The sequence below is a fragment of the Bifidobacterium sp. LH_558 genome (assembly GCF_056356295.1).
Map to the genome: position 1 here is coordinate 1 of NZ_JBKETZ010000011.1, position 24,272 is coordinate 24,272.

A 24,272-nucleotide genomic window follows, 5' to 3' on the forward strand; every position below is an offset into this window, starting at 1 on the left:
TCCATAAGGCAAGCATCCCCGCGAACGACGCGGGCCGCGCGGGATTTCGCGCTCATTATTTATGACGAACGGAATCCAATTTCGCGCTCAAACATTACGACGAACGTCGCTATGTCGCGCTCGTTCTTGATGCAAGGTATCATGGGCGCTATGGCTGAAGAACTGTTTTCTCCTAAGAACATTATTGTGACCGGTGGTTGTGGTTTCATCGGTTCGAATTTTGTGCATTACGTGGTGAACAACCATCCTGAGACCCATGTGACCGTACTGGACAAGCTGACGTACGCGGGCAACCCGGAGAACATCGCGGGTCTTCCCGAGGACCGTGTGGAGCTGGTCGTGGGCGACATCTGCGACGCGGAGTTGCTGGACCGTCTGGTGCCGGGGCATGACGCAATCGTGCATTACGCGGCGGAGTCGCATAACGACAACAGCATCGCGGATCCCGAGCCGTTCCTGAAGACGAACGTGGAGGGCACGTTCCGCCTGTTGGAGGCGACCAGGAAGTATGGCATCCGCTACCATCACGTGAGCACGGACGAGGTGTACGGCGATCTGGCCCTGGACGATCCGGCGAAGTTCACCGAGTCGACGCCGTACCGTCCCTCCAGCCCGTATTCGTCGACGAAGGCGGCGAGCGATATGCTGGTGCGCGCGTGGACGCGCACGTACGGCCTGCGGACCACGATTTCGAACTGCTCGAACAACTACGGTCCGTACCAGCATGTGGAGAAGTTCATCCCGCGTCAGATCACGAACATCCTCGAGGGCGTGCGTCCGAAGCTGTACGGCAAGGGCGAGAACGTGCGCGACTGGATCCACACCGAGGACCACTCCAGCGGCGTGTGGACCATCCTGACCAAGGGCCGCATCGGCGAGACGTATCTGATCGGCGCGGACGGCGAGAAGAACAACATCACCGTGCTGCGCATGATCTTGGAGATGATGGGCCAGGAGCCGGACGCGTTCGACTGGGTGCAGGACCGTCCCGGCCACGACCGCCGCTACGCGATTGACTCGACGAAGCTGCGCACCGAACTGGGATGGACGCCCACGCACACGGACTTCGAGTCCGGCCTGGAGCAGACCATCAAGTGGTATACGGAGAACCGCGCGTGGTGGGAGCCGGTGAAGGCCGCCACCGAGGAGCGCTACAAGCAGCAGGGACAGTGAGTGTTTTGTCGTTTCGGGCGGAGTGCTTTAGAACGGGGGATTTCTCGACTTCGCTGCGCTCCGCTCGAAATGACGAATACCGATGGGCTCGTGGTGACGAGTGGTGATGGACGTTAGGAAGTGCGGATATGGATTTTGAGAAGGAACTGAAGGTCTCTGAGACGGGTATCGATGGTCTGCTGGTGGTGGACCTGCAGGTGCATGGTGATTCACGTGGCTGGTTCAAGGAGAACTGGCAGCGGGCGAAGATGACCGGGCTGGGCATCCCGGATTTCCGGATCGTGCAGAACAACATCAGCTTCAACGCGGAGCGTGGGGTGACGCGCGGCATCCACGCGGAGCCGTGGGACAAGTTCATCTCGATCGCAGCCGGTCGCGTGTTCGGCGCGTGGGTGGATCTGCGCGCGGGCAGCCCCACCTACGGCAAGGTGTTCACGTGCGTGCTGGATCCGTCGAAGGCGATCTTCGTGCCGCGCGGCGTGGGCAACAGCTTCCAGGCTTTGGAGGACGGGACCGCGTACACGTATCTCGTTAACGCGCACTGGAGCCTAGAACTCAAGAAGACGTACACGTTCGTGAACCTCGCCGATCCGGAGTTAGGCATCGAGTGGCCGATTCCATTGTCAGAGGCGACGATTTCGGACGCGGATTTGCATCATCCCATGCTCAGGGACGTGGTGCCGATGGGGCCGAGGCGCACGCTGGTAACGGGTGCGAATGGCCAGCTCGGCCACGCGATCCGCAAGTACGTGGAGGAGCATGATCTCCAGGGCTTCGAGTTCACGGACATCGACGAGTTCGACTTCTCCGACCCGGGCGCGTATGCCAAGTACGATTGGAGCCTGTATGGCACGATCGTCAACGCGGGCGCGTACACCGCCGTCGACAAGGCGGAGACTGCAGAGGGCCGTCCCATCGCATGGAAAGCCAACGCCCAGGGGCCCGCCTTGCTCGCCAAAACAGCGAAGGACTACGACCTGACGTTGGTGCACGTGAGCTCGGACTACGTGTTCGACGGCGTGGCGGAGGAACATACGGAGACGGAGCCGTTCGCCCCGTTGGGCGTGTACGGGCAGACGAAGGCCGCGGGCGACATCGCCGTGGCGAACGCGCCGAAGCATTACATCCTGCGCTCGAGCTGGGTGATCGGCGAGGGCCACAACTTCGTCAAGACCATGATGATGCTGAGCGACAAGGTCAAGGCGGGCGATTTGCCGCAGGTGACCGTGGTGGACGACCAGTACGGGCGCCTGACCTTCACCAAGGACATGGCCGAGGCCGTCTTCCACCTGCTCGACACGAACGCCGAGTATGGCACGTACAACCTGACCGGCTCCGGCGCGGTGAAATCCTGGGCGGACATCGCGAAGGCGGTGTTCGAGCGGACCAACGGCAACGGCGATAAGGTCAAGCCGATCTCGACGGAGGAGTATTTCGCGAACGCGAACGCGCCCGTCAGCCCGCGTCCCACGCACAGCGCGCTGGACCTCGGGAAGATCATGTCCGCGGGCTACAAGCCGGCCGACTGGGAAGAGACCCTCGCCGCGTACATCGACGAACAACTCGGCAAGTAAAACAAACGGCGGGTCCTCCACTCAATGAGAATCTGAGTGGAGGCCCCGCCGTTTTGCAAGCTTATGGTACTTACTGTTTGCTCTCTGATTTCTGCGCGATCCACGCCGTCATATCGTTAGTGATAATCGATGCGGTGAATTTCCGCGCGACCTTGGCGGCGTTCTCCTGCGCTTGGGCCAGTGCATTCGCGTCCGAGAGCAGATGTTCAATGGCATCCGCCAACGCACTGGAATTACCTGGTTCGACGAAAACCGCCCCTTCTCCAACCATGCGACGTTGAGGAGCGGTATCCGAAGTGATAACGGCGCAGCCAGCGGCCATCGACTGATACACCTTGTTCGGAACCACACGCAGTCCTTTGGGCGTTGACGAGAAAATGCCCAACGCGATCGCATGGGACGCGACAATCTGGGGGAGTTCCTCCGGCTCGGCCCATTCAATAAACGTCACGTTGTCCAAATCGCCGATGATGGAGCGCACCTGGTCATAGTCCTGTCCTTTGCCGATCAGCGTGAATTTCGGCTTGAAATTCCGCTTGGCCAATTTCGCAATCGCTTCCGCGATAACCGGCGCACCTTGCAGCGGCGTGTACAACCCGTAGAACACCACGTCTCCCAAACGCTGTTCGGAAGAGGAACTGGTGTTGCCGGCTTCGAACCATTCGTGAGGAGCGCCGACGGGCACGACCATTCCCTTGTGCCGCTCCGCATCGGGCATCATGCGAAGATGCTCATCGGTATCGAGCAGCACCAATGTTGCGGCACGAATCGCCATACGGTCGAGCTTGGCGAGCAGCTTGACCTTCAACCCCTGCGCTCCACGGTCTTTTGCGGTATCTCCGGCAAAGATGAGATGGTCAAGCACAATCGGCACATTCTTGAAAACATGCTTGGCGAGCAGCACGTCGAAATGACCCATATAACCGACTAGCGCGGCATCAGGTCGGCCATGTGCGCTCATCCAAGCCTTGGACTCTTTGAACAGAGAACACCACAAGCCAAGAAGATTCCAAGCGAATCCGAACAGCTTCCACGGTTTCTTGAGGATCTCCACACGTTGTGCGGTGGAAAGCTCAAGTGGGTGGTTGATCTCTTCGACTCGGCACCCATTCTGGCGTAGTCCGTCAATAAGAATGCCCACACGCGGATGCTTACGGACGTTATATGTTCCAAAAGCCAGCACTGTTGGAATGCGTTCCATATCAGTCCTTGATGTCTTCCATGGAAATCAGAGGTCCTTCAGTGGGTCGGCCTGAGTATCCGCCGAACTCGTCCTGCTCGCCCCAGATTTTCTGGAACGGCGCGGAATATTGAATCTCCTTGGTCCGCTCCAGCTGGTCTTCGACGAGTTTGCGCTGGATACGCTGCACTTCGGAGATAATCTGGAGCGCGAAGCACAAGGCGCTTAGCATAACCAAAGCGACACCCAGCAGCAATGACTGCAGATGGCCGGCCGTCATTCCCATGAAGGCGAGAACCAGGAAGCGAATAATCGGAATGAGACCGATGACTCCGAAGATGATGCCGCCCCACTTGAAGATGACATTCGATTTGAACATCAGATAGCTGCGGATGATGGCGCCGCCGGATTTGGCCATATGCTCGAAAATATTCGAGAACAGTCGCGACTCACGGGTTTTAGGATTGGTCGTGATGGCGTACGAGGTGATGGGAATGCGCTTGTTGCCGGCCTGAATGATTGTTTCCATGCAGTAGCTGAACTCGGTGACGATATTCAGCTTGAGCAAGGAATTCTTCGAGTAGGCGCGGAAACCGCTGGCCGCATCCGGTATGCGGGTGCCCGCGGCCTGGTTCACCACCCAGGAACCGAAGGATTGCATACGCTTCTTGAACCAAGAGAACTCCGCGATTTTCGACGTCTGGCGGTCGCCTACCACGATATCGGCCTCATGACGCACAATCGGCTGCACCAAGTCGCCGATGGCTTCGCTGGGGTATTGATTGTCACCGTCGGTGTTCACCACGATATCGGCACCGTGCTTGAGCGCGTAATCCACGCCATCACGGAACGCCCGCGCCAATCCCATCGGCTTGGCATGATGCACCACATGCTGCACGCCAAGAGAGCGAGCGACCTCCACGGTGTTGTCGCTGCAACCATCGTCGATGATGAGCAGCTGAATATCGTCGATGCCCGGAATCTCCTTAGGCATGTTCTTCAACACCAAAGGAAGGGTGTTCTCTTCATTAAGACAAGGAATTTGGATGAATAAGCGCATGCGATAACCTCTGTCAATTTTGCGGTATGGGGCAATACTAGCGGAAAGACATGTCAATATTGTGCGCACCCATAGCGGGCGCGGGCGCTTGTCCATTCAAAGCCTATAGAATTGCCGTTCAGCTCTGGAAACATACAGCAGGAGAACATATGCGTCGCGGATTAGTGTTGAATCTTATCAGTAACGTGATGTTCTTCGTCAGCGGATATGTGCTGCATTTCTTTTTGGGCAACTCGATGTCCGCCGCCAGCTATGGTGTGGTCGGCACCATTATCACCGTGCTCGACTTTGAATATATGTTCGTCTCCAACGGCGCTCGCCAGTCGTTGTCCAGCGAGATATCGCGTCACCGCTATGACATTGCCGACGTGATCCGAAAAACAACGGCGTTCCAGTCATTGGTCATCTTGGCGTTCTTTTTGCTCAACTACTTTGGCGCACCATGGTTCGGTGTGCTCTTCAACGATGCTTCCCTTGATTTTTATTTCAAAGTCGCAGGTCTGCTGGTCATTGTGAACGGCTTGCAGGTTATTCTGTTGGGAATCAACGACGGGTTGCATCGCTTTGGTGTCAGCGCTGCGTTGAGCACGTTTTATCCGATAGCCAAACTGGGCACCATTCCTCTCATCGTGTTTGTGTTCCATAGCGATCCGGTGTTGGGTGTGGAAATCGGATTCATCATTGCGGTCGTCGCCACCATCCTGCTCGGCTGCGTATTATTGGTGCCAGTTCGGAACCAATTGAGAAGCGACGGCGGGGAACGCATCGCTTTCAAGGAAGTGGCTCGGCATACGTTGAGCTTCTCTTTCTTCTTCATCGTGGTGTCGTTGGTTCTGAGTGTCGACACCTTGGTGGTCAAAGCCGTGGTGGAACCCGCCGATATGGCCGGCTATTACACAGGAGCCATGAACTTCGGCAAAATCGCGTACTACTTGCTGCAAGCCTTTTCCATCATCATTTTGCCGGTTGTGGCGAAACTCATCGGACTCGGCGATGATGATGGAGCAAAACAGCGGATTCGGGAGCTGATATTGCTGGCATGCGCGGTGATTCTGCCTATTCCGGTGATTATCTCCGCATCGAGCGGTCCGTTGCTGTCGGTGTTCTATAACCCGGATTTCACTGTGGCATCATCGGCACTGTCATTCCTGTCCCTGTCCAACTTCTTTATGGGGATGACCGTGGTGCTCAATATGGTGCTGAGCTCCTATGACGACAGCCGTTTCTCCGATGTGCTGTCGTTGGTGTCGTTAGTGGTGGTGATTCCATTGTTCGTCGTTGCGGCGCGATACGGCGGCATTACGGCCATCGCCATGACCAGCATGGGCTGCACCACGTTGATGATGTTGGTTTCGATCTGGCGAGTGAAGAAGCATATCGGGTCTTTGTTCACCAGTCGTTCGTGGGGGAGCATTGTCGGCGCGGCGGCATTGTGGTTGGTGACGGCGCTGTGCTTCCATGTTGCGCATGTTGACAATCTGATCGTTCTCGGAGCTCTTTATGTGATGCTGTATGCCGCATATATGGCGGCGCTATTGGTTTGCCGAGTGCTTCCTTGGTCGATGATCAAAAATCTGCGTAGTTAGTACGAGACGTTTGATGAGAACGTGTGGTTGCTGAAACCTAGCCCTGACATGCGGGACTGGACTGTACACTGGAACATTGAACGATTCCGACGATTCATCGGGAGGCAGTATGAAAGGCATTATTCTTGCTGGCGGTTCGGGCACGCGTTTGTATCCGTTGACGACGGTCACGTCGAAGCAGTTGCTTCCCGTGTACGACAAGCCGATGATCTACTATCCGCTTTCGACGCTGATGCTGGCGGGCATCCGCGACATCCTGATCATCTCCACGCCGAAGGACCTGCCGAACTTCCAACGCCTCCTGGGCGACGGCAGCAGTTACGGCGTGAGCCTGTCGTATGTGGAGCAGCCTTCTCCTGACGGTCTGGCCCAGGCGTTCCTCTTGGGTGAGGAGTTTATCAATGGTGAGCCGTGCGCGTTGGTGTTGGGCGACAACATCTTCTACGGCAACGGTCTGGGCGCGACCTTGAGGACTGCGGTGCGCATGGCCGAGTCCGGCGAGGGATCGAGCGTGTTCGGCTATTACGTGGACGATCCGGAACGCTACGGCGTGGTCGAATTCGACGAGGACAAGAAGGCCGTGTCCATCGAGGAGAAGCCGGCGATGCCGAAGTCGAACTACGCGGTGACCGGCCTGTACTTCTACGACAACCGCGTGGTCGAGTTCGCCAAGCAGGTCAAGCCGTCGGCCCGTGGCGAGTTGGAGATCACGGATCTGAACCGCATGTATCTGGAGGACGGCTCCCTGCATGTGCGCACGCTGGGTCGCGGCTACGCGTGGCTGGATACGGGCACGATGGATTCCCTGTACGAGGCGGGCGAGTTCGTGCGCACGGTCCAGCGGGCGCAGGGCTTGCCGATCTCGATTGTGGAGGAGATCGCGTTCGAGAACGGGTGGATCACCCGCGAGCAGCTGATGGAATCGGCCGAACGCTACGGCAAGAGTCCCTACGGACAGCACCTCAAAGATGTCGCCGAGCATAAGATTATTGCCAAGCCGCGTCGAGACGCATAGCCCCGAGCCTGGATGGAACATCATATAGCGCGCGTATTATCGTGCGAAAGTCCTATAACACGTTGTGATTGAGGAGACACTGTTGAGCATTGCGGAAATCTTCACCAAGAAGAATCGGCTGTTACTGAAAGCGATGGTCAGCACAGATTTCAAGCTGCGTTATCAGCAATCAGTGCTCGGCTACATTTGGTCGGTACTGAAGCCGCTAATGCTGTTCGCAATCATGTACGTCGTTTTTGTGCGTTTCCTCAGGTTCGGATCTGATGTTCCTCATTTTGCGGTTGCGCTGCTTCTGGGAATTATTCTATGGAATTTTTTCAATGAAACCACTACAGGTGGCATGACATCTATTGTGGGACATGGTGATTTATTGCGGAAAATACATTTCTCCAAATATGTCGTCGTCGTGGCTTCCTCAGTGAGCGCTCTGATTAATTTTGGGATTAACTTCATTGTGGTGATTATTTTCGCGCTGTTAAATGGTGTTCGCCCATCCTGGTCAAATCTGCTTATCATCCCTGTGGTTATAGAACTGTATCTGCTGGCTCTGGGTATAGCCTTCTTTTTAAGCGCTGTATACGTGAACCTGCGTGATTTGAACCCCATTTGGGAAGTGGTGATGCAGGCTGGATTCTATGCGACTCCAATCATCTACCCAATCACCATGATTTCCACTCAAGCTGGTGAGTATGGACCGTTATTGGCTAAGTTGGATTTGGTACTGAATCCTGTTGCGCAAATTGTGCAAGATGCGCGACACGTGTTGATAGATCCAGCAAATATAACGGTTTGGGAGTGGGTGAATCCGGTAGCGGCGTGCTGGCCCGTTCTGCTTTCCCTGCTGATTTTCATAGGTGGCCTGCGGTATTTTACTGTGAAATCAAAGTACTTTGCGGAATTGGTGTGATGATGGGACAAAGCAAAATGATTGAGCAGAATTCCAATTTAGCGCTACAGGTAGCGGGTGTTTCAAAGAGCTTCAGGCTTCCAACCGAACGAGCCGGAAGCTTGAAGAACACTATTTTCAATTGGGTGCGCGGCTTGCACGGATATCGTATTCAGGAAGTGCTCAAAGACGTATCCTTTGAAGTCGAAAAAGGGGAATTCTTCGGTATCGTCGGCAAGAATGGATCAGGAAAGTCGACCTTGCTGAAACTGATTTCGCAAATCTACACTCCTGACGCAGGAACCATTACAACAGATGGTAAATTGGTTCCCTTCATTGAGTTGGGTGTCGGTTTTAATCCTGAATTGACAGGACGCGAAAACGTATATCTCAACGGAGCTATGCTTGGCTTCTCCAATGAGGAAATCGACTCAATGTATGACGAGATCGTCAGTTTTGCCGAGCTTGGCGATTTTATGGAGCAGAAGCTTAAGAATTACTCAAGCGGTATGCAGGTACGTCTCGCTTTTTCTGTGGCCATCAAATCGCAAGGGGATATTCTTGTTCTTGATGAGGTGTTAGCTGTCGGCGACGAAGCGTTCCAAAAAAAGTGTCAAGACTACTTCTTCGAAGCGAAACGTCAGAAGAAAACAGTGATTCTGGTGACTCACTCCATGCCTGATGTGCGACGTTACTGCGATCGAGCAATGTTTATCCAGGATGGTCGCATAACCAAAATCGGCGATCCTGATGAGATTGCGGATGCTTACTCGGATTCTTTTCTTCCTCCGAAAACCACAGTTGAGGAGTTTGCGGAAGCACGAGAGCGTGAGATTGTCGCTGTGCATGCCATGAGCCTGCGGGTGGGCCAGGAAAGCCAGAAATTCCTTGCGGAAGGAGAAGATTTCTCCATCGACATTGATTTGACATGCGATTCGGAATTGCGCGCTTGCGACCTATTTGTTGACGTGAAGGATGGACGAGGAATACCGGTTCTTTCAATTCCTCTGGCAGGTGACGATCAGACAATCCTTAAAGCAGGCCGTCATCGCGTGCAATTGGAGGTTCAGAACGTTTTGGCGTTCGGGGACTTCACTATCAGTATGGCTTTGCAGAATGATAACGATCGAATAATGGTTGCAGAAAACTTTTGCCGATTCCACATCAAGGGTTTTGCAACAGAAGTGATGTCTGTTGTGAATCCCGATGAAGTGGTATCGATTACCATCGATTGATGAAACGACATCAGGGAGACGGCTGTGTATTCTGTTCTGAAAGACTATACATATGAAGTGGTTATCGAATCGGTGGACATCGTCGTTGTCGGTTCGAAGAAATTTTCAAAGATAACCGGATGGGCTGTGGATACACTACGTAAAACAACCCCCAAGCTTTCCGTTATCTCCGATTCCATCAGCATTGAGCGTTGTCCACGTCCCGATGTTCAGAAGAAATTCAACATTGAGGATGGGGACAATGCAGGGTTTACCATTCTTGCACCAGTGCATGTGTGGTCGTTGAAGATGCGTTGCACCACGCCGGGAAGGTCCATCGTGCGAGAAATCAATCCTATGCGCGTCAAGGCCTCGTTGACAACCGAACACGCGCGTAAGCGCATGTCTCAGCTGTCTTTTTATGCGACGCATGTATGGAATAAAGAAGGAATGAGCGCACTGTCCGCAGCTGTGAAACGTCGTTTCGTAAAAGAGAAAAGCTTTTATGAACAATGGATACAGCGGCATGAAACAATGACCGCGCAGGATGCAGAGAAACTATCTCAAGAGTTCAAGCACACTCCTCTGATTTCCATAGTCACGCCTGTGTATAACGTGGACGAGGTTTGGCTGCGTAAGTGTGTGGACTCTGTTTTGGGGCAGTGGTACACGAATTGGGAGCTGTGTCTTGCAGACGATTGTTCCCCGTCGCCGCATGTGAAGCCGTTGCTTGAGGAATTCGCTCGCCGAGATCCTCGCATCAAGATTGTATTTCGCGAAGAGAACGGGCAGATATCGGAGGCGACTAATTCGGCCATTGCCCTTGCTTCAGGCGACTATATAGGCTTTATGGACAATGATGATGAGCTGGCTCCTCAAGCATTATTCGAAGTCGTCCGAGCGCTCAACGAAAATCCGGAAATTGATTTCTTCTATTCCGATGAAGACAAGATCACTGAACAAGACGAGCGATTTGATCCATTTTTTAAACCTGGCTATTCCCCACACCTGCTACTTGGACAGAACTACATAACCCATTTCGTTGTGGTATCCAAAGACCTGTTGCACAAAGTCGGCTGGTTGCGTAGTGAATATGATGGCAGCCAGGATTATGATTTCGTACTTCGTGCCACTGAGCAAGCGCATTGCGTGCATCATATTCCTCAGATGCTGTATCACTGGCGCACCTTGGCGAGTTCTGTCGCTGGTGATCCGCGCAGCAAGATGTACGCATATGAGGCGGGCCGCAAGGCCATTGAATCTGCGCTGCAACGCCGTGAGATTCCAGCGACAGTCTCGATGCTGGACAATCTGGGCACGTATAAGGTGGATTATGACTTCAGCCTGCCCAGTGTGGCGGTGCTTGCCTCATCGTATTCCGATGCTCAGTTGAAGAAGTTGCGCGAATTGACCGATTACAGCGATGTCACATTCGTCGCGGTGGATAGCACAACGGTCAACGAAATCGCGATGCAAAGAAAAGAACAATTACTGGTGCTTCTCGACGGTCTCAAACCGAAAGAACGCACATGGCTGCGCGAGATGGTCAATTATCTTCATGATTCATCCGTAGGCGCAGTCGGAGGCAAAATCTATGATGTGCACGATCGTGTGATGAATGTTGGCATCACTCTTCGCGCGTTAAAAAACGGCAACGCCTTCGAAATGCGTGGTGAATGGGATGAAGGGATTGGCTACTATTTCAGGGGCATACTTCCCCGCGACATATTCGCCGTCACCGAGGATTGCTTGCTGATTTCCCAGCAGGATTTTGCGCATCTAGGCGGACTGAACATGCGCTATCCGTCTGGAATCAGGGGCATCGATCTGTGCGAACGTCTCTATCGGCAAGCCAACAAGACAGTGCTATGGCAGCCGTATTCCCAGTTCGTTGATGCCAAGAGAAAACCCCTTGAGCTTAAGTCGGAAGATGTTGTCTCGTACCTGAAATTGAGAAGGAAACTTGAGGATCCCTTTGCCTCGGCATGTTTCCCGAAATCGCCTCAGCAGGAAAACATCAAGTGCGTTATTGATCGTGTTCAATGGTCGGCCGACTATAGCAAGTTGTCTGTTGTTGGTTGGGCCGCTGATCTGCACGGTGACGAAGAAATTGAATTCTCCTTGTCGAGCGATGACGGTGTTATGCTGCGTGAAGTACAGCGTCTGGCTCGTCCGGATGTCAATGCTTCGTATCCTGTTTCACCAAACGCTAATTTGGGCTTCCGTCTGGTCATTGATGTCACCGGTGGGCCGAAAACACTGCATAATTCAGCTGTCGATTTAGTGTGCGAAACAACTGTGGACCGCAAAAGCGTTCCCTTGCATACGCAAGCGTCTGTCTTGGGAACGAAGATCGCTGCGTTCCTCCATAAAGCCGCGCTGCTTGCTCACCCACGTCGAACGTTGAGGGTACTAAAAGATAGATACTGGGTTCCCGTTCAGCAGCGTCGTGCATACCAGTCGCTTATTAAACGTACTGAACGATATAACGAACGTGCTGTGCATGCAGAGATATCGAAATTCACGTATCAACCCGTGATTTCATTTGTGGTTCCCGTTTACAACGTGGACGAACAATGGCTGCGGGCATGCGTGAAGTCGGTGCAAAATCAGTACTATCGCAATTGGGAATTATGTTTGGCTGATGACCATTCTTCAGCTCCGCATGTTCGACCGCTGCTTGAAGAACTGTCCAAATCCGACCCGCGAATAAAGGTGGGTTTCCGAGAAGAGAATGGGCACATCTCGCGCGCTTCGAATTCCGCTTTAGAACTCGCGAGTGGTGATTATGTTGCTCTTCTGGACAATGATGACGAGCTGGCGCCTCAGGCCTTGTATGAAGTGGTCCGGTGCCTGAATGAGAATCCCGACCTTGACCTTATCTATTCCGATGAGGATAAGATTACGGAGGATGGTCAACGGTTTAGCCCGCATTTCAAGCCTGACTATTCTCCGGATTTGCTGATGAGCACGAATTACATCAGCCACTTGGGTGTTTATCGCAAATCAATCGTCGATGAAATCGGAGGATTCCGCACAGGCTATGAAGGATCCCAAGATTATGATTTAGTGCTGCGATTCGTGGAACATACCTGTCCTGAACGAATCAAGCATATTTCCAAAGTGCTTTATCATTGGAGGACTCTAGCCACTTCGACTGCTTCCAGCGGGAATGCGAAAAGCTACACGTCAGATGCGGGATTGCGTGCACTGGAGTCGATGGTGGAGCGCCGAGGAATCCGGGCACGTGTTGAGTCTGCCGGGCCTAACGGAATTTACAACATGCATTACGATGTTGATGAATCTGATTTGGTTTCTGTGATTATCCCGACAAAAAACGGTTATGACAATATCGAACGGTGTGTGAATTCCATCATTGAAAAAACTGATTACGCGAATTACGAGATAATCATTGCGGATAATGGAAGTTCCAATCCGCATATGTTTACTCTGTACGATGATTTTGCAAAACGCCTAGGAGAACGGTTCCGCGTCGAAAGCATCGATATTCCGTTCAACTTCTCTCGCATCAATAACTTGGCTGCCAAGACAGCGCGAGGGAAGTATCTGCTGTTCCTTAATGACGATACCGAGGTGATTAGCCGTTTGTGGGTGACCCGCATGGTTTCCTTTGCGCAGATGACTCGCGTTGGTGTCGTGGGCGCTAAGCTGTATTACCCGATTGAGACGATTCAGCATGCGGGAATCGTTCTCGGTCTAGGAGGCGTGGCAGGGCATATTTCAGTCGGCACTCCTCGCGGTGATTTTGGTTATTTCGGTCGTTTGATTGAAAACGTGAATTTCTCCGCGGTGACCGCTGCATGTTGCATGGTCAAGGCTGAGGACTTCTGGAATGTCGGAGGCTTTGATGAAAATCTAGCCGTCGCATACAACGACGTGGACTTCTGTCTACGAATTCGTCAGTTAGGACGAGACAATGTGTGGGCGCATGAGGCGGAACTCTACCATTATGAGTCCATCACACGCGGCTACGATGTGGAGAGCCGTAAGAAGAAGCAGCGTCTGGCTCAGGAGAGCGAAAAAATGCGTGCCAAGTACGAGTCTCTTATTGAAGATGATCCGTATTACAATCCCAACCTCTCCCGCACCTCAGGTAATTACTGGATACGGGAGAAGTGAGATCGGTGAGGATTAATCTCTTTTAAACAAGTCGCGAGTGTAGACTTTGTCTTCCACATCGGCTAGGTCTACACTCCACCGATTTGCGATAATCACGTCGGATTTTTCCTTGAATGCGGTGAAATCGTGCATGACTTCGCTGCCGAAGAATTCATTATCTGTGAGCGTTGGCTCATAGACCACTACTTCGTATCCTTGCGCTTTAATGCGTTTCATTACACCCTGAATCGCGGATTGACGGAAATTGTCCGAACCGGATTTCATGGTCAAACGGTATACGCCCACTACAGGCTTAGCGCTACCTGAAGCTGCAGCGAGTGAAAGAACTTCTTCTGCGATGAAATCTTTTCGGGTGCGATTCGCCTCGACAATCGCTTCAATCAGATTCTGCGGAACCTGATCATAGTTGGCAAGCAGCTGCTTAGTGTCCTTCGGCAGACAATAGCCGCCATAGCCGAAGCTCGGATTGTTGTAATGCGAACCGATGCGAGGGTCCAACCCCACGCCTTCGATGATTTGCCCGGCATTCAGTCCACGCGTCTCCGCGTAAGTGTCGAGCTCATTGAAGTAGGCCACACGTAGTGCAAGGTAGGTGTTGGCGAACAGTTTGATGGCTTCGGCCTCGGTTAAACCGACGATAAGCCTTGGAATGCCGGTGCTACCATTCGTGTTTGTACGTGAACGTTCTTCAGATGCGGCACCATCGTTGAGAAGCTCTGCAAACTGCTGCGCGGCCGCGACGGCTTCGGAGTCATCGATAGGCGTGCCAACGACAATACGGCTTGGATGCAGATTGTCATAGAGCGCTTTGCCTTCGCGCAAGAATTCAGGAGAGAAAATGATGCGCTGATCGCCCAATCTTTCGCGGAGAGAATGTGTATATCCCACAGGAATGGTGGATTTGATAACAATCCAAGCGGTTGTGTTCACCTCTCGAATTGCGGAGATGGCCGCTTCGACACTTGAGGTGTCGAAATAGTTCTTTTTTGTGTCATAGTTTGTTGGAGTGGCGACTATCGCAAACTGGGCATCTGAATAAGCTGACTTCGGATCAACTGTTGCCTGAAAATTCAAGGGCCGCTCGCCAGAAGCCGCTTTGTCGAGAAAGTCAGTAATCTCCTCATCGACGATGGGACTTACGCCTCTGTTGAGCATATCCACTTTTTCGGGAACAACGTCTAGCGCATGCACCTCATTATGCTGTGCAAGGAGCAGCGCAACGGACAGTCCGACATAGCCAGTTCCTGCGACTGCAATTTTCATACCATTCTCTTTTCTTATACCGCAGAATGTTTCCATGATTAGTCTAGTTTATGCAGAATAGGTGTGTTGGCTATCGCATATTGTGGATCATGCGATCGTAAGCCAGATTTTCCAATCGACGGATGGTCGCGAACGACCAGCAACGCAACCGCTGCGTGAATGTGAGACGCGACAATAACTGACGGACCGTTCTGCGATCCTCTCGATATTGTTCCCAATCATGCTTGGTCGGTGCGTTTTGAGGGGCGTCGACGGCATGCAGCATCTGTTTCAAGCCCTTGCCTTCGTCCCTTGTGGAAGCGGTTAATCCAAAATAATTACGGCAAGGAAGTACACCTTGATTGAGCGTGAATTCGAAATTCTTCGCGGCCGCAGTCACGTTATCGTGCCAAAAGCGAGGGCTGCGCTTCGAATGAGTAACCGAGTCTGGTTCCTGTAGCCAGTAGTATAGCGTTTCATTGACATCGGCCACTTTTGCCATACGACTGTAGAGGGGGCCTGCCATGCGGATATCTTGCGCATAGTGTCCCAAATCGAACCGCAGTCCTTCCCACAGTTCGCGGCGGTATAGGCGGCACCAGTTCGCCTCGTTGAAGTAGCGTGCCTCCGTGTTGCGGCCAAGCCTGTCGCCGATAAGACGCAGGGACTTGCAGAACACCGTTTGATAGGCGGTGAGAGGATGCGCGAACACGGTGACCTTTGAAGGCTTGTCTGCCCCCCAAGCCGCTTCCTGTACGACATCCGCGATCTGGCTGACGCCGAACTGGCGCCAACGGGCTTTGCTCATATCGGCGCCGGTTGTTTCGAGCGCGTGCAGCAGGTACTCCAGATTACGCCGGTCGAGAATGTCGTCATTGTCTGCGAACGCGATGTAATCGCCGGATGCCGCGTCAAGACCGGTGTTCTGGGCTTTGGCGATGCCGCCGTTTTCCTGATGGATCACCGTTACGCGAGAATCTCGTGCCGCGTATTCGTCGCAGATTTGCGGGCTGCCATCAGTCGCGCCGTCATCCACAAGAATGAGTTCCAGATTCGTATGGCTCTGCGCAAGAATCGAATCCACACAGTGGCGCAGATACTTCTCCGCGTTGTACACAGGCACGATAACCGAAATCAAAGGCGCAGAAGACACAGCAACCCTTTCATATAAACGTATGACCATACCCAGTATGGCACAAGCCCTCACACAGCTTTCAGGCCTGCGCGCGATGAGGATTGGCTCTACCCCCGTGATGCTTTTGTCGTTCCTGTCAGTCGGTGACGATGTCCGTCGCGGAAATTCTGACGGGAAGCCATCGTGACATATCTTTGCCCAAAAGATTCACTTGGGTTAGGACCGACCAACGGATAACAGGCCACAATTCGGCTACGAGCTCGTATGCGTTCGCTTCAGCGGTGGTTGTCTCAATGAAAAACACCGATTCCGCATCAATCGCGGAATCAGACTGTTTGTCTAGCGCATCCACAGAGGAATACCTGATGAATGAAACGGTTGTCTTGAGCAATAATGTCTGCGCCGTATTTGTGTTCGCGGGAGAAGTGGCGAAATTCACGCGCATGGCGTATCTCACATTGTCGTCATCCGCTCCCAGCCATTTTACCGAAGCTCTTGATTCCGTTTGGCGAAATTGCGAGACCAAATTCCGTTCAGCCATTTTGCACCAAATTTCCTAAAGTGTTGAACTGTGAAACAAGCGGGTCAATCGACGAAACCGCAATATCGGCGGCATGCTCGTTGTCGTTGAACAATACCGGTTCGGCATTGCCAAATTCATGGGCGGCTGGGCGAATCCGCACTCCCAGAGCCATGGCATATTCATTGAGCTGCGATTGCGTAGGGTCGTAATCGTACTGTTCGAAATCAAGAACCTCTTGTACCGTAATGCCGAGAAAAGCAGCCAAATGCGCTGGGTCGGTAATCTGTTTTCTGCGTTGCACCAGATCATGTTTAAGCTTTAGCCAGTCCGACTCCAGAGCCGCGGCCAATCGCACATATTGCTCAGGAGTGTGCAGATCCTCAAGATTCAGGGAGGCCATCGTTCATCCTTCCTTCCTAGACAAGGTCACTTATCGAATCGCCGAAGCAATACTTGCATCTTTTATTGTTGGTGTCATGTCCCCATTGAAAATGTTCAGCATAGCGATACCTGTCTTGCGCTTCGGCGGCATCTTGGTTTTGTCGTAACCGTATTTCCTCCGGTGTGCCATCAATCTGTTTGCGTACGAAACTTAAGCCTACAAAATCAGGTCTCTTGGATAAATCCTCGGAGTAATACAAGCGGTATGGATTCCCACGTATCCTCCAACGCAGTTCCCATATATCCGGCTGGGACACGATTTTATGGACTGGATCGCTGGTTTGCCCCTGTATGGGATTCGCCGCATCAAGATCGCCTCTCTCCGCGTGCCGAATCAAGCCGAGAATGGTGCCTAACATGTAGTACCTTGCGCCTGCTGCAGGAAAATCTGCGGCGGCCACACGTTTCAGCTCATCTTTCACATAGCAATTCGGGCGCGCGGATGCGGCGGCGCTGGTACAGCAGTGGAATAAACGTGGGCGCTCTGCCAACTGAAAGCACACTGATTGTTCAGCCATCTTCCACCCCCGCTATTCCTCTGTGAATTCTAATTCCCCATGATAGGGCATCTGTTGTGAGGCTGCGCATTCGTGTGTTCTCTCGTCGAACGGAAACTAACCATGAGTTATGCGTTACGGTAGGGGTGTCCTCCAATTTTTCCAACTCTGGAAGTTGACAAGCTGGAAGGATGTGCGTTATAGTACAGGAGAAACGTTTCGACAAAACGTTTCGACAACGAGGTAAACGCAACGCCGATGCAAGGAAGGAGAGGTGATGGCTGGAATCAAGGATGTGGCTCGCGCCGCTGGTGTGTCCGTCAGCACCGTCTCCTACGTGTTGTCCAACAAGCGCACCATCTCCGCCGAAACCACGCGCAGGGTGATGGACGCCATTCGCGAACTCGACTACACTCCCGACGCCAGCGCGCAAAAGATGCGCGGGGTGCGCAACTCCATCATCGCGTTGAGCATGCCCATTCGCGGCGACATCAACCTCGCCAAATACAACGCCTACTTCCTGCGCACGGCGTGGGAGGCGAAGAACGCCGGCTACGATGTGCTCCTGCTTACCGGAGAAGACATGGTCGGGGATATTCAGCGGGTGACGCGCAGTAACCTGGTCGACGGCGTGGTGCTTATGGATATCGAAGAGGACGATGCGCGCGCCGCCATGGCTGCGACCTACGCCAAGCCCACCGTGGCGGTCGGCTACCCTCTGTCGCACGACGGTTGCGCCTGCGTCGATATTGATTTCGTGCAGGTGGGATGCCAGGCGGCCGATTATCTTTACGCCCGCGGGCATCGCAATGTGATTCTGCTACGCGACAACGAACATGACTACGAGCGTCGTTCGGGGTATGTGGTGATGTTCCGCGAGAGCATGATGGATCGCGCGGAAGAGCTCGGCATGTCCGTGCTTGAGTTCTCGAAAACCGATCTCGCCCGCTTTGATGCGGTGGAGTTCGTGCATGAGATGCTTTCCGATGGGGGCATGGCGACGGCGATCATCAGTCAGGCGCCGGCAAGCGTGCTGGATCATGTGCTCAAGGAGCTGCAGGTCCGCGGCATTCGCGTTCCGGAGGATGTGTCGGTGCTCTCATGCGGAACTTTTCTTGAGGGGGAGTTCATGACTCGCCCGATTACCGAGATTCCGGTTATGCCGGAGCTGCTGGCGCATAAGGCCGTGAGCCTGCTGGTGGACTCCATCGAAGGAGGCAAAAGCATCGCCGGAATGGTTGACTTGGTCTCTCCCGTGATTCAGGAGCGGGGGTCCGTGCTGGATCTCGCCGCTGGGAGTGGAGGAGGATCGCGATGACGTAGTGGTGGGATTGCGCGTGCGCCCCTTGCAAGTCGAAACGATTCGACTATGCGGATGTGGCGGATGGCGCGGTGATCGAAGCTGGACGGAGCATAACTGAACATCACGCAGCGGTGATGATTCACCCAGGCCGAATTCGGAATCATGCCGAACGGGCCGCCCGAACAACAGAACAAACTTTCCATTGGCAGTCGAAACGATTCGACAAAGAAGTTGAACACCTTGTCTCAAGGCTAACGAAAGGAAAACACATGAACATTCGACGTGGAATCGCCGCTCTCGCGGTGACGACTCTGGCCCTGGGCTCGCTCGCCGCATGCGGCAGCAGCACCGCGCAGGATGAGGAAACCCCGGAAAGCCTCTCCTTCTGGTACTACGAGGAAGACGACTCCGGCCAGACCCAGGCTTGGAAGAAGGCGGCTGAACTCTTCGAGGAGGAGACCGGCGTCTCCATCAACTTCGAACGCAAGTCGAGCACCCAGATGATGCAGAACAGCAGCCAGTACCTGAACTCCGACGACGCTCCGGACATCGCGGAGTCCAACCGCGGCAACGGATCGGCCGGCGTGCTCTCGACCATGGGCCTGCTCACCGACCTGGGCGAATACGTCGAACAGTACGGCTGGGACGAAAAAGTCACCGGCGCGGACGCCACCGTGGCCAAGTATGACGAAAACGGCATCATGGGCGGCGACACCTGGTACGGCATGACCAGCTACGCGGAATTCCAGCGCGTCTACTACAACGAGGACATGTTCGCCGAGTACGGCATCGAAATTCCGACCACCTTCGACGAGTTCGTGGACGCCTGCCAGAAGTTCGTGGACGCGGGCGTGACGCCCATCGCGGCCGATGCGCAGGAATACGGCGTGCTGTGGCTGTGGTGGCAGCTGGTCTCCCAGAAGGCCGACGACGCCTTCATGGAGGACTGGCACATGTACAAGGGCGATGTGGACTGGGAATCCGGCGCGCTGACCTACGCCACCGACACGATCGCCGACTGGGTTGAGAAGGGCTTCATCTCCACCAACGCCACGGGCATGAAGGCGGAAGACACCACCCAGGCCTTCATCAAGGGCGAATACCCGATCTATCAGACGGGCACCTGGAACCAGGGCCGCTTCGTGAAGCAGATCACCGACTTCGAGTGGACGGCCGCGGTGCTTCCGGAATCCGTGTTCGCGGAAGGCTGCGCCGGCAACCTGCTCGTGATCCCCGAACGCTCCAAGCACCACGACCTCGCCGCCAAGTTCATCGACTACGTGCTCTCCGAAGAAGTGCAGAACTACCTCGGCAACGCCGGCGGCATCCCCGTGGCGGCCAACCTCGAGGAGATCACCGATGAGAAGAGCAAGGCCATGATCGAGGAGTACAGCTCGTTCGCCAACAACGACAAGCTGAGCTACTACCCGGATTACGCCGCCTCCAGCCTCACCGACGCCATCCCCGCCTCCCTGCAGGAGCTGGTCAACGGCACCATGAGCGCCGATGAGACCCTGCAGTCCATTCACGAGAAGTACGACTCCGGCGTCGAGGAGATGGGCTTCGCGGACTGACGCCCATCGCCCGTGAAGAGGATGCGGCCGGCTCCGCCCCGCGGCAACCCGGCCGAGCCGGCCGCACCCCACCAACATCCACCACATCAAGGAAGCTGCAATGGCACAGAAAAACAAAGCCCGGAAGTCATCGCTGTCAAGGCTGCCCGGCAACAAGTCCTACAAATTCATCCCCTACCTGCTTCCGGGCATCATCGGCCTGGCCATCATCGTCATCATTCCGTTCGTTTGGAACATCTACCTGAGCTTCACCCGCTGGCGCGGCGTGGGCCCGACGAAATTCATCGGCCTGTCGAACTGGAAGAAACTGTTCTCCGACGCCACCTTCTGGCAGTCCTTCCTCAACTCGTTCTGGATCATCGTGGCCATTGTGGTTATCCCGACGATTCTTGGCCTGTTCATCTCCTCGCTGCTCACCGATGTGATCCAGAAGAAATTCGGCGGCAAGGTCTCATCCCTTCTGCGCGCGCTGTTCTACCTGCCCCAGCTGCTGCCCGTGGCCGTCGCGGCCATCATCATGGGATGGATCTTCCGCCCGGAGGACGGCGCGGTGAACGCGCTGCTGGAAAAGATCGGACTCGGTTCGCTGCAGCACAATTGGCTGGGCAGCCCCGATAGCGCGCTTCCCATCCTCATGCTGATTCTTGTGTGGATTCAGCTCGGCTATCCGATTGTGATCTTCATGTCCGGACTGCAGCGCGTGGATCCCGAACTGTACGAGGCGGCAAGTCTTGACGGCGCGAATTGGTGGCAGAAGTTCCGTGTGGTCACATTGCCGTCCATCATCCCCGAACTGCTGGTGGTGATTCTCACCGCCACCATCGGCGCGCTGAAAACCTTCGCTCCGGTCTACCTGCTTACCAAGGGCGGGCCCGGCACCAGCACCACCGTGCCGTCGTACTACTCATACAACCAGTTCTTCCAGGTGCAGCAGGTCGGCTATGGCGCCACCATTTCCACCGCGCTCACCGTGGTCATTATCGTGTTCGCCGTGGTGTTCACTATCGTGCAGCGTCGCGTCGAGAAAAATATGGTCTGAAAGATAGGGGACGATCACCATGTCTCAATCCTCACGCGGCGTTTCCGCGAAGCACACGCAATCCATTCGTTCCGGCGGCGACTGGGTGTCGCTGATCCTCCTGATCGTCGCCGCGCTGGTGATGCTCTTTCCTCTGCTGATCCTGACTATCAACGCGTTCAAAACCGCGGCGGACTACAATGCGACGGGCCCGTTGTCGTTGCCGGCGCACTTCACGTTGGACGGCATCATCTCGTTCTGGACCACCGTTGATTTTCCGGTGAAGTTCCTCAACAGTTTCGTCATCTCCCTGGTGGTATCGCTGGCCGCGGTGACCCTTTCGGTGCTCAACTCCTTCGCGCTGGGCATCGGGCGGGTGAAGGGCAACACGTGGATCATCCTCGCCATCATGCTGGCGAATATGATGCCGCAGGAAGCGTTGCTGTACCCGCTGTACACCATGTTCAAGGAAGTGGGCCTCTACAACTCCCAGATGTCGATCATCGTCATCTTCACCATCATCCAAAGCGCCTACGGCACCTACCTGCTGTCGTCGGTGTACGGCACCTTCCCGCAGGCCATTCTGGAGGCGGCCGCCATCGATGGCGCGTCCCGCTGGCAGATCCTGCGCAAGGTGGTGCTGCCCATCTCCTGGCCGACCATCAGCGTGCTGTTCGTGTTCTTCTTTGTGTGGACGTGGAACGAATACATGATTCCCATGGCGTTCCTGATGAGCGATGACGTGCAGACCATCCCGCTCGCCCTGGCCACCTTGCAGGGACAGCACACCATGGACGCGACCACATTGGCGTCCGCGTCGCTGCTCAGCATCGTGCCGACGATCATCTTCTTCATCATCTTCCAGCGCAAACTGTCCCAGGGCATTACCGCCGGAGCGGTGAAGTAGACGCCTTTGGCGTGTTAGCTCATCCTCTCTCTACCATTAAAGGTGGCGGAAAAAGACAACGTCGTTCCGCCACCGCTACTCAACCACAAGGAATACAGATGACCAATACCGTGTGTGAAACGCCGTTCCAAGGGTTTGGGCATGGCGCTCTCGATTCGCTTTCCCTCGCATCCGCCGGGCGCAGCCGCTGCGTCAACGCCGAGAACCCGACCGGAGGCAAAGGCACCGCCGCGACCGCCGCCAGCGCGCTGGGACCGTCGCGTAAGGGCAGTCCGTGCATCCAAACCGTTCGGGCGGGCGAATCGGTGACGCTGATGGATGTTTCCGGACCCGGCGTGATCCGCCATATTTGGATGACCGTTACGGACAAGACCTCGCCGCGCGGGCCCAACGTGCTGCGCAATCTGATTCTCGAGTTCTACTGGGACGGCGAAAGCCAGCCGTCGGTGCAGTGCCCGATCGGCGATTTCTTCTGCTGCGGTCACGCCCAGTCCTGCCGCGTCAACTCCATTCCGGTTATGGTGAATCCCAACCGCGGATTCAACTGCTTCTGGAGCATGCCCTTCGAGCACGCGCGCATCGTGCTGCGCAACGACCACAACGAAGACGTTCCCGCGTTCTTCTACCAGATCGACTACACCGAATACGACGCGCTGCCGGCGGACGCCATGCGCTTCCACGCGCAGTGGCGTCGTGAACGCGTGACCGAACTGGCCCGCGACTACACGGTGCTCGACAACGTCAACGGCCGCGGCGCGTATGTGGGCACGTATCTCGCGCTGACCGCGCTGGAAAGCCGCTGGTGGGGCGAGGGCGAATTCAAAATGTACATCGACGACGATGACCAGTACCCCACCTGGTGCAGCACCGGCGCCGAGGATTACTTCGGTGGCGCGTGGAGCTTCGCGCAGTTCGATGATCAGGGGCGCATGCATGAGCAGACCTTCACCGGCCCGTACATCGGCTTCCCGTTCTACTCGCAGACGCTGAGCCGCCGCGAAAGCGATTATTGGGATATCGCGACTCCGGTGACCCGAGGCCTGTACCGCTGGCATATTCCCGATCCGATCTATTTTGAGAAGAACCTGCGGGTCGAATGGCAGCAGATCGGCACCGAGGAGAACGGCAACTTCGAACGTCAGGATGACGTCGCCACGGTTGCGTACTGGTACCAGAGCGAACCCCACACGCCGTTCGAGCCGATCGGGGACCGTCACTTCCGCCAGCCGAGGTAACGCTCCGCTCCGAGCAGCTTCCGAATGGTCTGCGAATAACCTCCGCCATATGACGCCTGTCCGCTTATCGCCGACTGTCTGTCACCATGGCGGAGGTTTTCATATATGCAGGAGGATTCGCCGTGGCTATTCGCCGGGGGTATTCGCCCGTTGTGAGCTCCGACTAAGGCGAGACATCTGCTGGTGATGGGCTGTTTGGATGGCGACACGCCCGGGTGAGCATGATATTCGAAGGATTTTAGGGCTTGTTGATGGCTTCTGGCGATGTTTCGCGCCGGGAAAGCGTCCGTTTTCGCTGTTTTCGACACGCCGAGGGAGGCCAGTGTTTTCAGTGGGTTTGATGGTATTTTTTGAGGGTCGATTTGCGCGGTGGCGTGGGTTCGTGTAAGTTATCTCTTCGCTGCCTCACAGCGGCGCGGTTCCCTCCTGGGGAGTGGTTGCCGGGGTGTGTGTGGTGGTGGTTTGAGAACTCAAGAGCGTGTTTGTACTACTTCTTTATAGTCAATGATTGCCAGTTCATTGCCCGCCCGTTTTTCGGGTCCGCGGGAGCGGTTAATGGGTGGTGAGGT

At 54.8% G+C, this 24,272-nt stretch carries 19 protein-coding genes; 12 read left to right on the forward strand and 7 right to left on the reverse strand.

Annotation, left to right across the window (positions count from 1 at the left end):
• The first annotated feature begins 150 nt into the window (after positions 1-150).
• Positions 151-1,173 carry a dTDP-glucose 4,6-dehydratase gene (rfbB, locus tag AC1AV0_RS10625; protein WP_476573812.1) on the forward strand — a complete coding sequence of 341 codons (1,023 nt, stop codon included), beginning with the start codon at positions 151-153 and terminating at the stop codon, positions 1,171-1,173.
• Positions 1,174-1,301: 128 nt separating this feature from the next.
• Positions 1,302-2,747 carry a sugar nucleotide-binding protein gene (locus tag AC1AV0_RS10630; protein ID WP_476573814.1) on the forward strand — a complete coding sequence of 482 codons (1,446 nt, stop codon included), beginning with the start codon at positions 1,302-1,304 and terminating at the stop codon, positions 2,745-2,747.
• A gap of 70 nt (positions 2,748-2,817) precedes the next feature.
• Here the strand turns inward: AC1AV0_RS10630 and AC1AV0_RS10635 are convergent, their stop codons facing one another.
• Both AC1AV0_RS10635 and AC1AV0_RS10640 read right to left on the reverse strand, forming a co-directional pair.
• Positions 2,818-3,948, reverse strand: coding sequence for a glycosyltransferase (locus AC1AV0_RS10635; protein WP_476573816.1), 1,131 nt, complete (start codon positions 3,946-3,948; stop codon positions 2,818-2,820).
• A gap of 1 nt (position 3,949) precedes the next feature.
• Positions 3,950-5,083, reverse strand: a complete 1,134-nt coding sequence (locus tag AC1AV0_RS10640; protein WP_476573818.1) for a glycosyltransferase family 2 protein — start codon at positions 5,081-5,083, stop codon at positions 3,950-3,952.
• 53 nt (positions 5,084-5,136) lie between these two features.
• On the opposite strand from AC1AV0_RS10640, the gene AC1AV0_RS10645 reads away from it, so the two are divergent.
• The 5 genes from AC1AV0_RS10645 (at position 5,137) to AC1AV0_RS10665 (ending at position 13,828) form a co-directional block, all read left to right on the forward strand.
• Complete coding sequence (locus AC1AV0_RS10645) at positions 5,137-6,573, forward strand: lipopolysaccharide biosynthesis protein (RefSeq protein WP_476573820.1); 1,437 nt, start codon at positions 5,137-5,139, stop codon at positions 6,571-6,573.
• Positions 6,574-6,682: 109 nt separating this feature from the next.
• A complete protein-coding gene (rfbA, locus tag AC1AV0_RS10650) occupies positions 6,683-7,588 on the forward strand; it encodes a glucose-1-phosphate thymidylyltransferase RfbA (protein ID WP_476573822.1) in 906 nt (301 codons plus the stop codon).
• Between the two features lie 82 nt (positions 7,589-7,670).
• Entirely contained in the window at positions 7,671-8,495 is an 825-nt protein-coding gene (locus tag AC1AV0_RS10655) for an ABC transporter permease (RefSeq protein WP_476573824.1), read from the forward strand.
• Complete coding sequence (locus tag AC1AV0_RS10660; RefSeq protein WP_476573826.1) at positions 8,495-9,709, forward strand: ABC transporter ATP-binding protein; 1,215 nt, start codon at positions 8,495-8,497, stop codon at positions 9,707-9,709. Before AC1AV0_RS10655 ends, AC1AV0_RS10660 begins: the two co-directional genes overlap by 1 nt.
• Before the next feature lie 24 nt (positions 9,710-9,733).
• Positions 9,734-13,828, forward strand: a complete 4,095-nt coding sequence (locus tag AC1AV0_RS10665) for a glycosyltransferase family 2 protein (RefSeq protein WP_476573828.1) — start codon at positions 9,734-9,736, stop codon at positions 13,826-13,828.
• Positions 13,829-13,840: 12 nt separating this feature from the next.
• On the opposite strand, the gene AC1AV0_RS10670 is transcribed toward AC1AV0_RS10665, so the two are convergent.
• The 5 genes from AC1AV0_RS10670 to AC1AV0_RS10690 form a co-directional block, all read right to left on the reverse strand.
• Entirely contained in the window at positions 13,841-15,091 is a 1,251-nt protein-coding gene (locus tag AC1AV0_RS10670) for a nucleotide sugar dehydrogenase (protein WP_476573830.1), read from the reverse strand.
• A gap of 70 nt (positions 15,092-15,161) precedes the next feature.
• Positions 15,162-16,253 (reverse strand): glycosyltransferase family 2 protein, encoded by a 1,092-nt coding sequence (locus AC1AV0_RS10675; protein WP_476573832.1) that lies wholly within the window; start codon positions 16,251-16,253, stop codon positions 15,162-15,164.
• A gap of 88 nt (positions 16,254-16,341) precedes the next feature.
• On the reverse strand, positions 16,342-16,746 hold the full coding sequence (locus AC1AV0_RS10680) for a hypothetical protein (RefSeq protein ID WP_476573834.1): 405 nt from the start codon (positions 16,744-16,746) through the stop codon (positions 16,342-16,344).
• Positions 16,739-17,128, reverse strand: coding sequence for a hypothetical protein (locus tag AC1AV0_RS10685; RefSeq protein WP_476573836.1), 390 nt, complete (start codon positions 17,126-17,128; stop codon positions 16,739-16,741). The genes AC1AV0_RS10680 and AC1AV0_RS10685 overlap by 8 nt, the downstream gene beginning before the upstream one ends.
• Before the next feature lie 16 nt (positions 17,129-17,144).
• Positions 17,145-17,687 carry a hypothetical protein gene (locus AC1AV0_RS10690; RefSeq protein ID WP_476573838.1) on the reverse strand — a complete coding sequence of 181 codons (543 nt, stop codon included), beginning with the start codon at positions 17,685-17,687 and terminating at the stop codon, positions 17,145-17,147.
• Positions 17,688-17,943: 256 nt separating this feature from the next.
• On the opposite strand from AC1AV0_RS10690, the gene AC1AV0_RS10695 reads away from it, so the two are divergent.
• The 5 genes from AC1AV0_RS10695 to AC1AV0_RS10715 all read left to right on the forward strand — a co-directional run bounded on the left by AC1AV0_RS10695 (position 17,944) and on the right by AC1AV0_RS10715 (position 23,703).
• Positions 17,944-18,984, forward strand: a complete 1,041-nt coding sequence (locus AC1AV0_RS10695; RefSeq protein ID WP_476573840.1) for a LacI family DNA-binding transcriptional regulator — start codon at positions 17,944-17,946, stop codon at positions 18,982-18,984.
• A gap of 254 nt (positions 18,985-19,238) precedes the next feature.
• Positions 19,239-20,543, forward strand: coding sequence for an ABC transporter substrate-binding protein (locus tag AC1AV0_RS10700; protein WP_476573842.1), 1,305 nt, complete (start codon positions 19,239-19,241; stop codon positions 20,541-20,543).
• A gap of 100 nt (positions 20,544-20,643) precedes the next feature.
• Positions 20,644-21,582 (forward strand): carbohydrate ABC transporter permease, encoded by a 939-nt coding sequence (locus AC1AV0_RS10705; RefSeq protein ID WP_094637678.1) that lies wholly within the window; start codon positions 20,644-20,646, stop codon positions 21,580-21,582.
• 19 nt (positions 21,583-21,601) lie between these two features.
• Entirely contained in the window at positions 21,602-22,468 is an 867-nt protein-coding gene (locus tag AC1AV0_RS10710) for a carbohydrate ABC transporter permease (protein ID WP_094637677.1), read from the forward strand.
• A gap of 98 nt (positions 22,469-22,566) precedes the next feature.
• Positions 22,567-23,703 (forward strand): glycoside hydrolase family 172 protein, encoded by a 1,137-nt coding sequence (locus AC1AV0_RS10715; protein ID WP_094637676.1) that lies wholly within the window; start codon positions 22,567-22,569, stop codon positions 23,701-23,703.
• Positions 23,704-24,272: the final 569 nt, after the last annotated feature.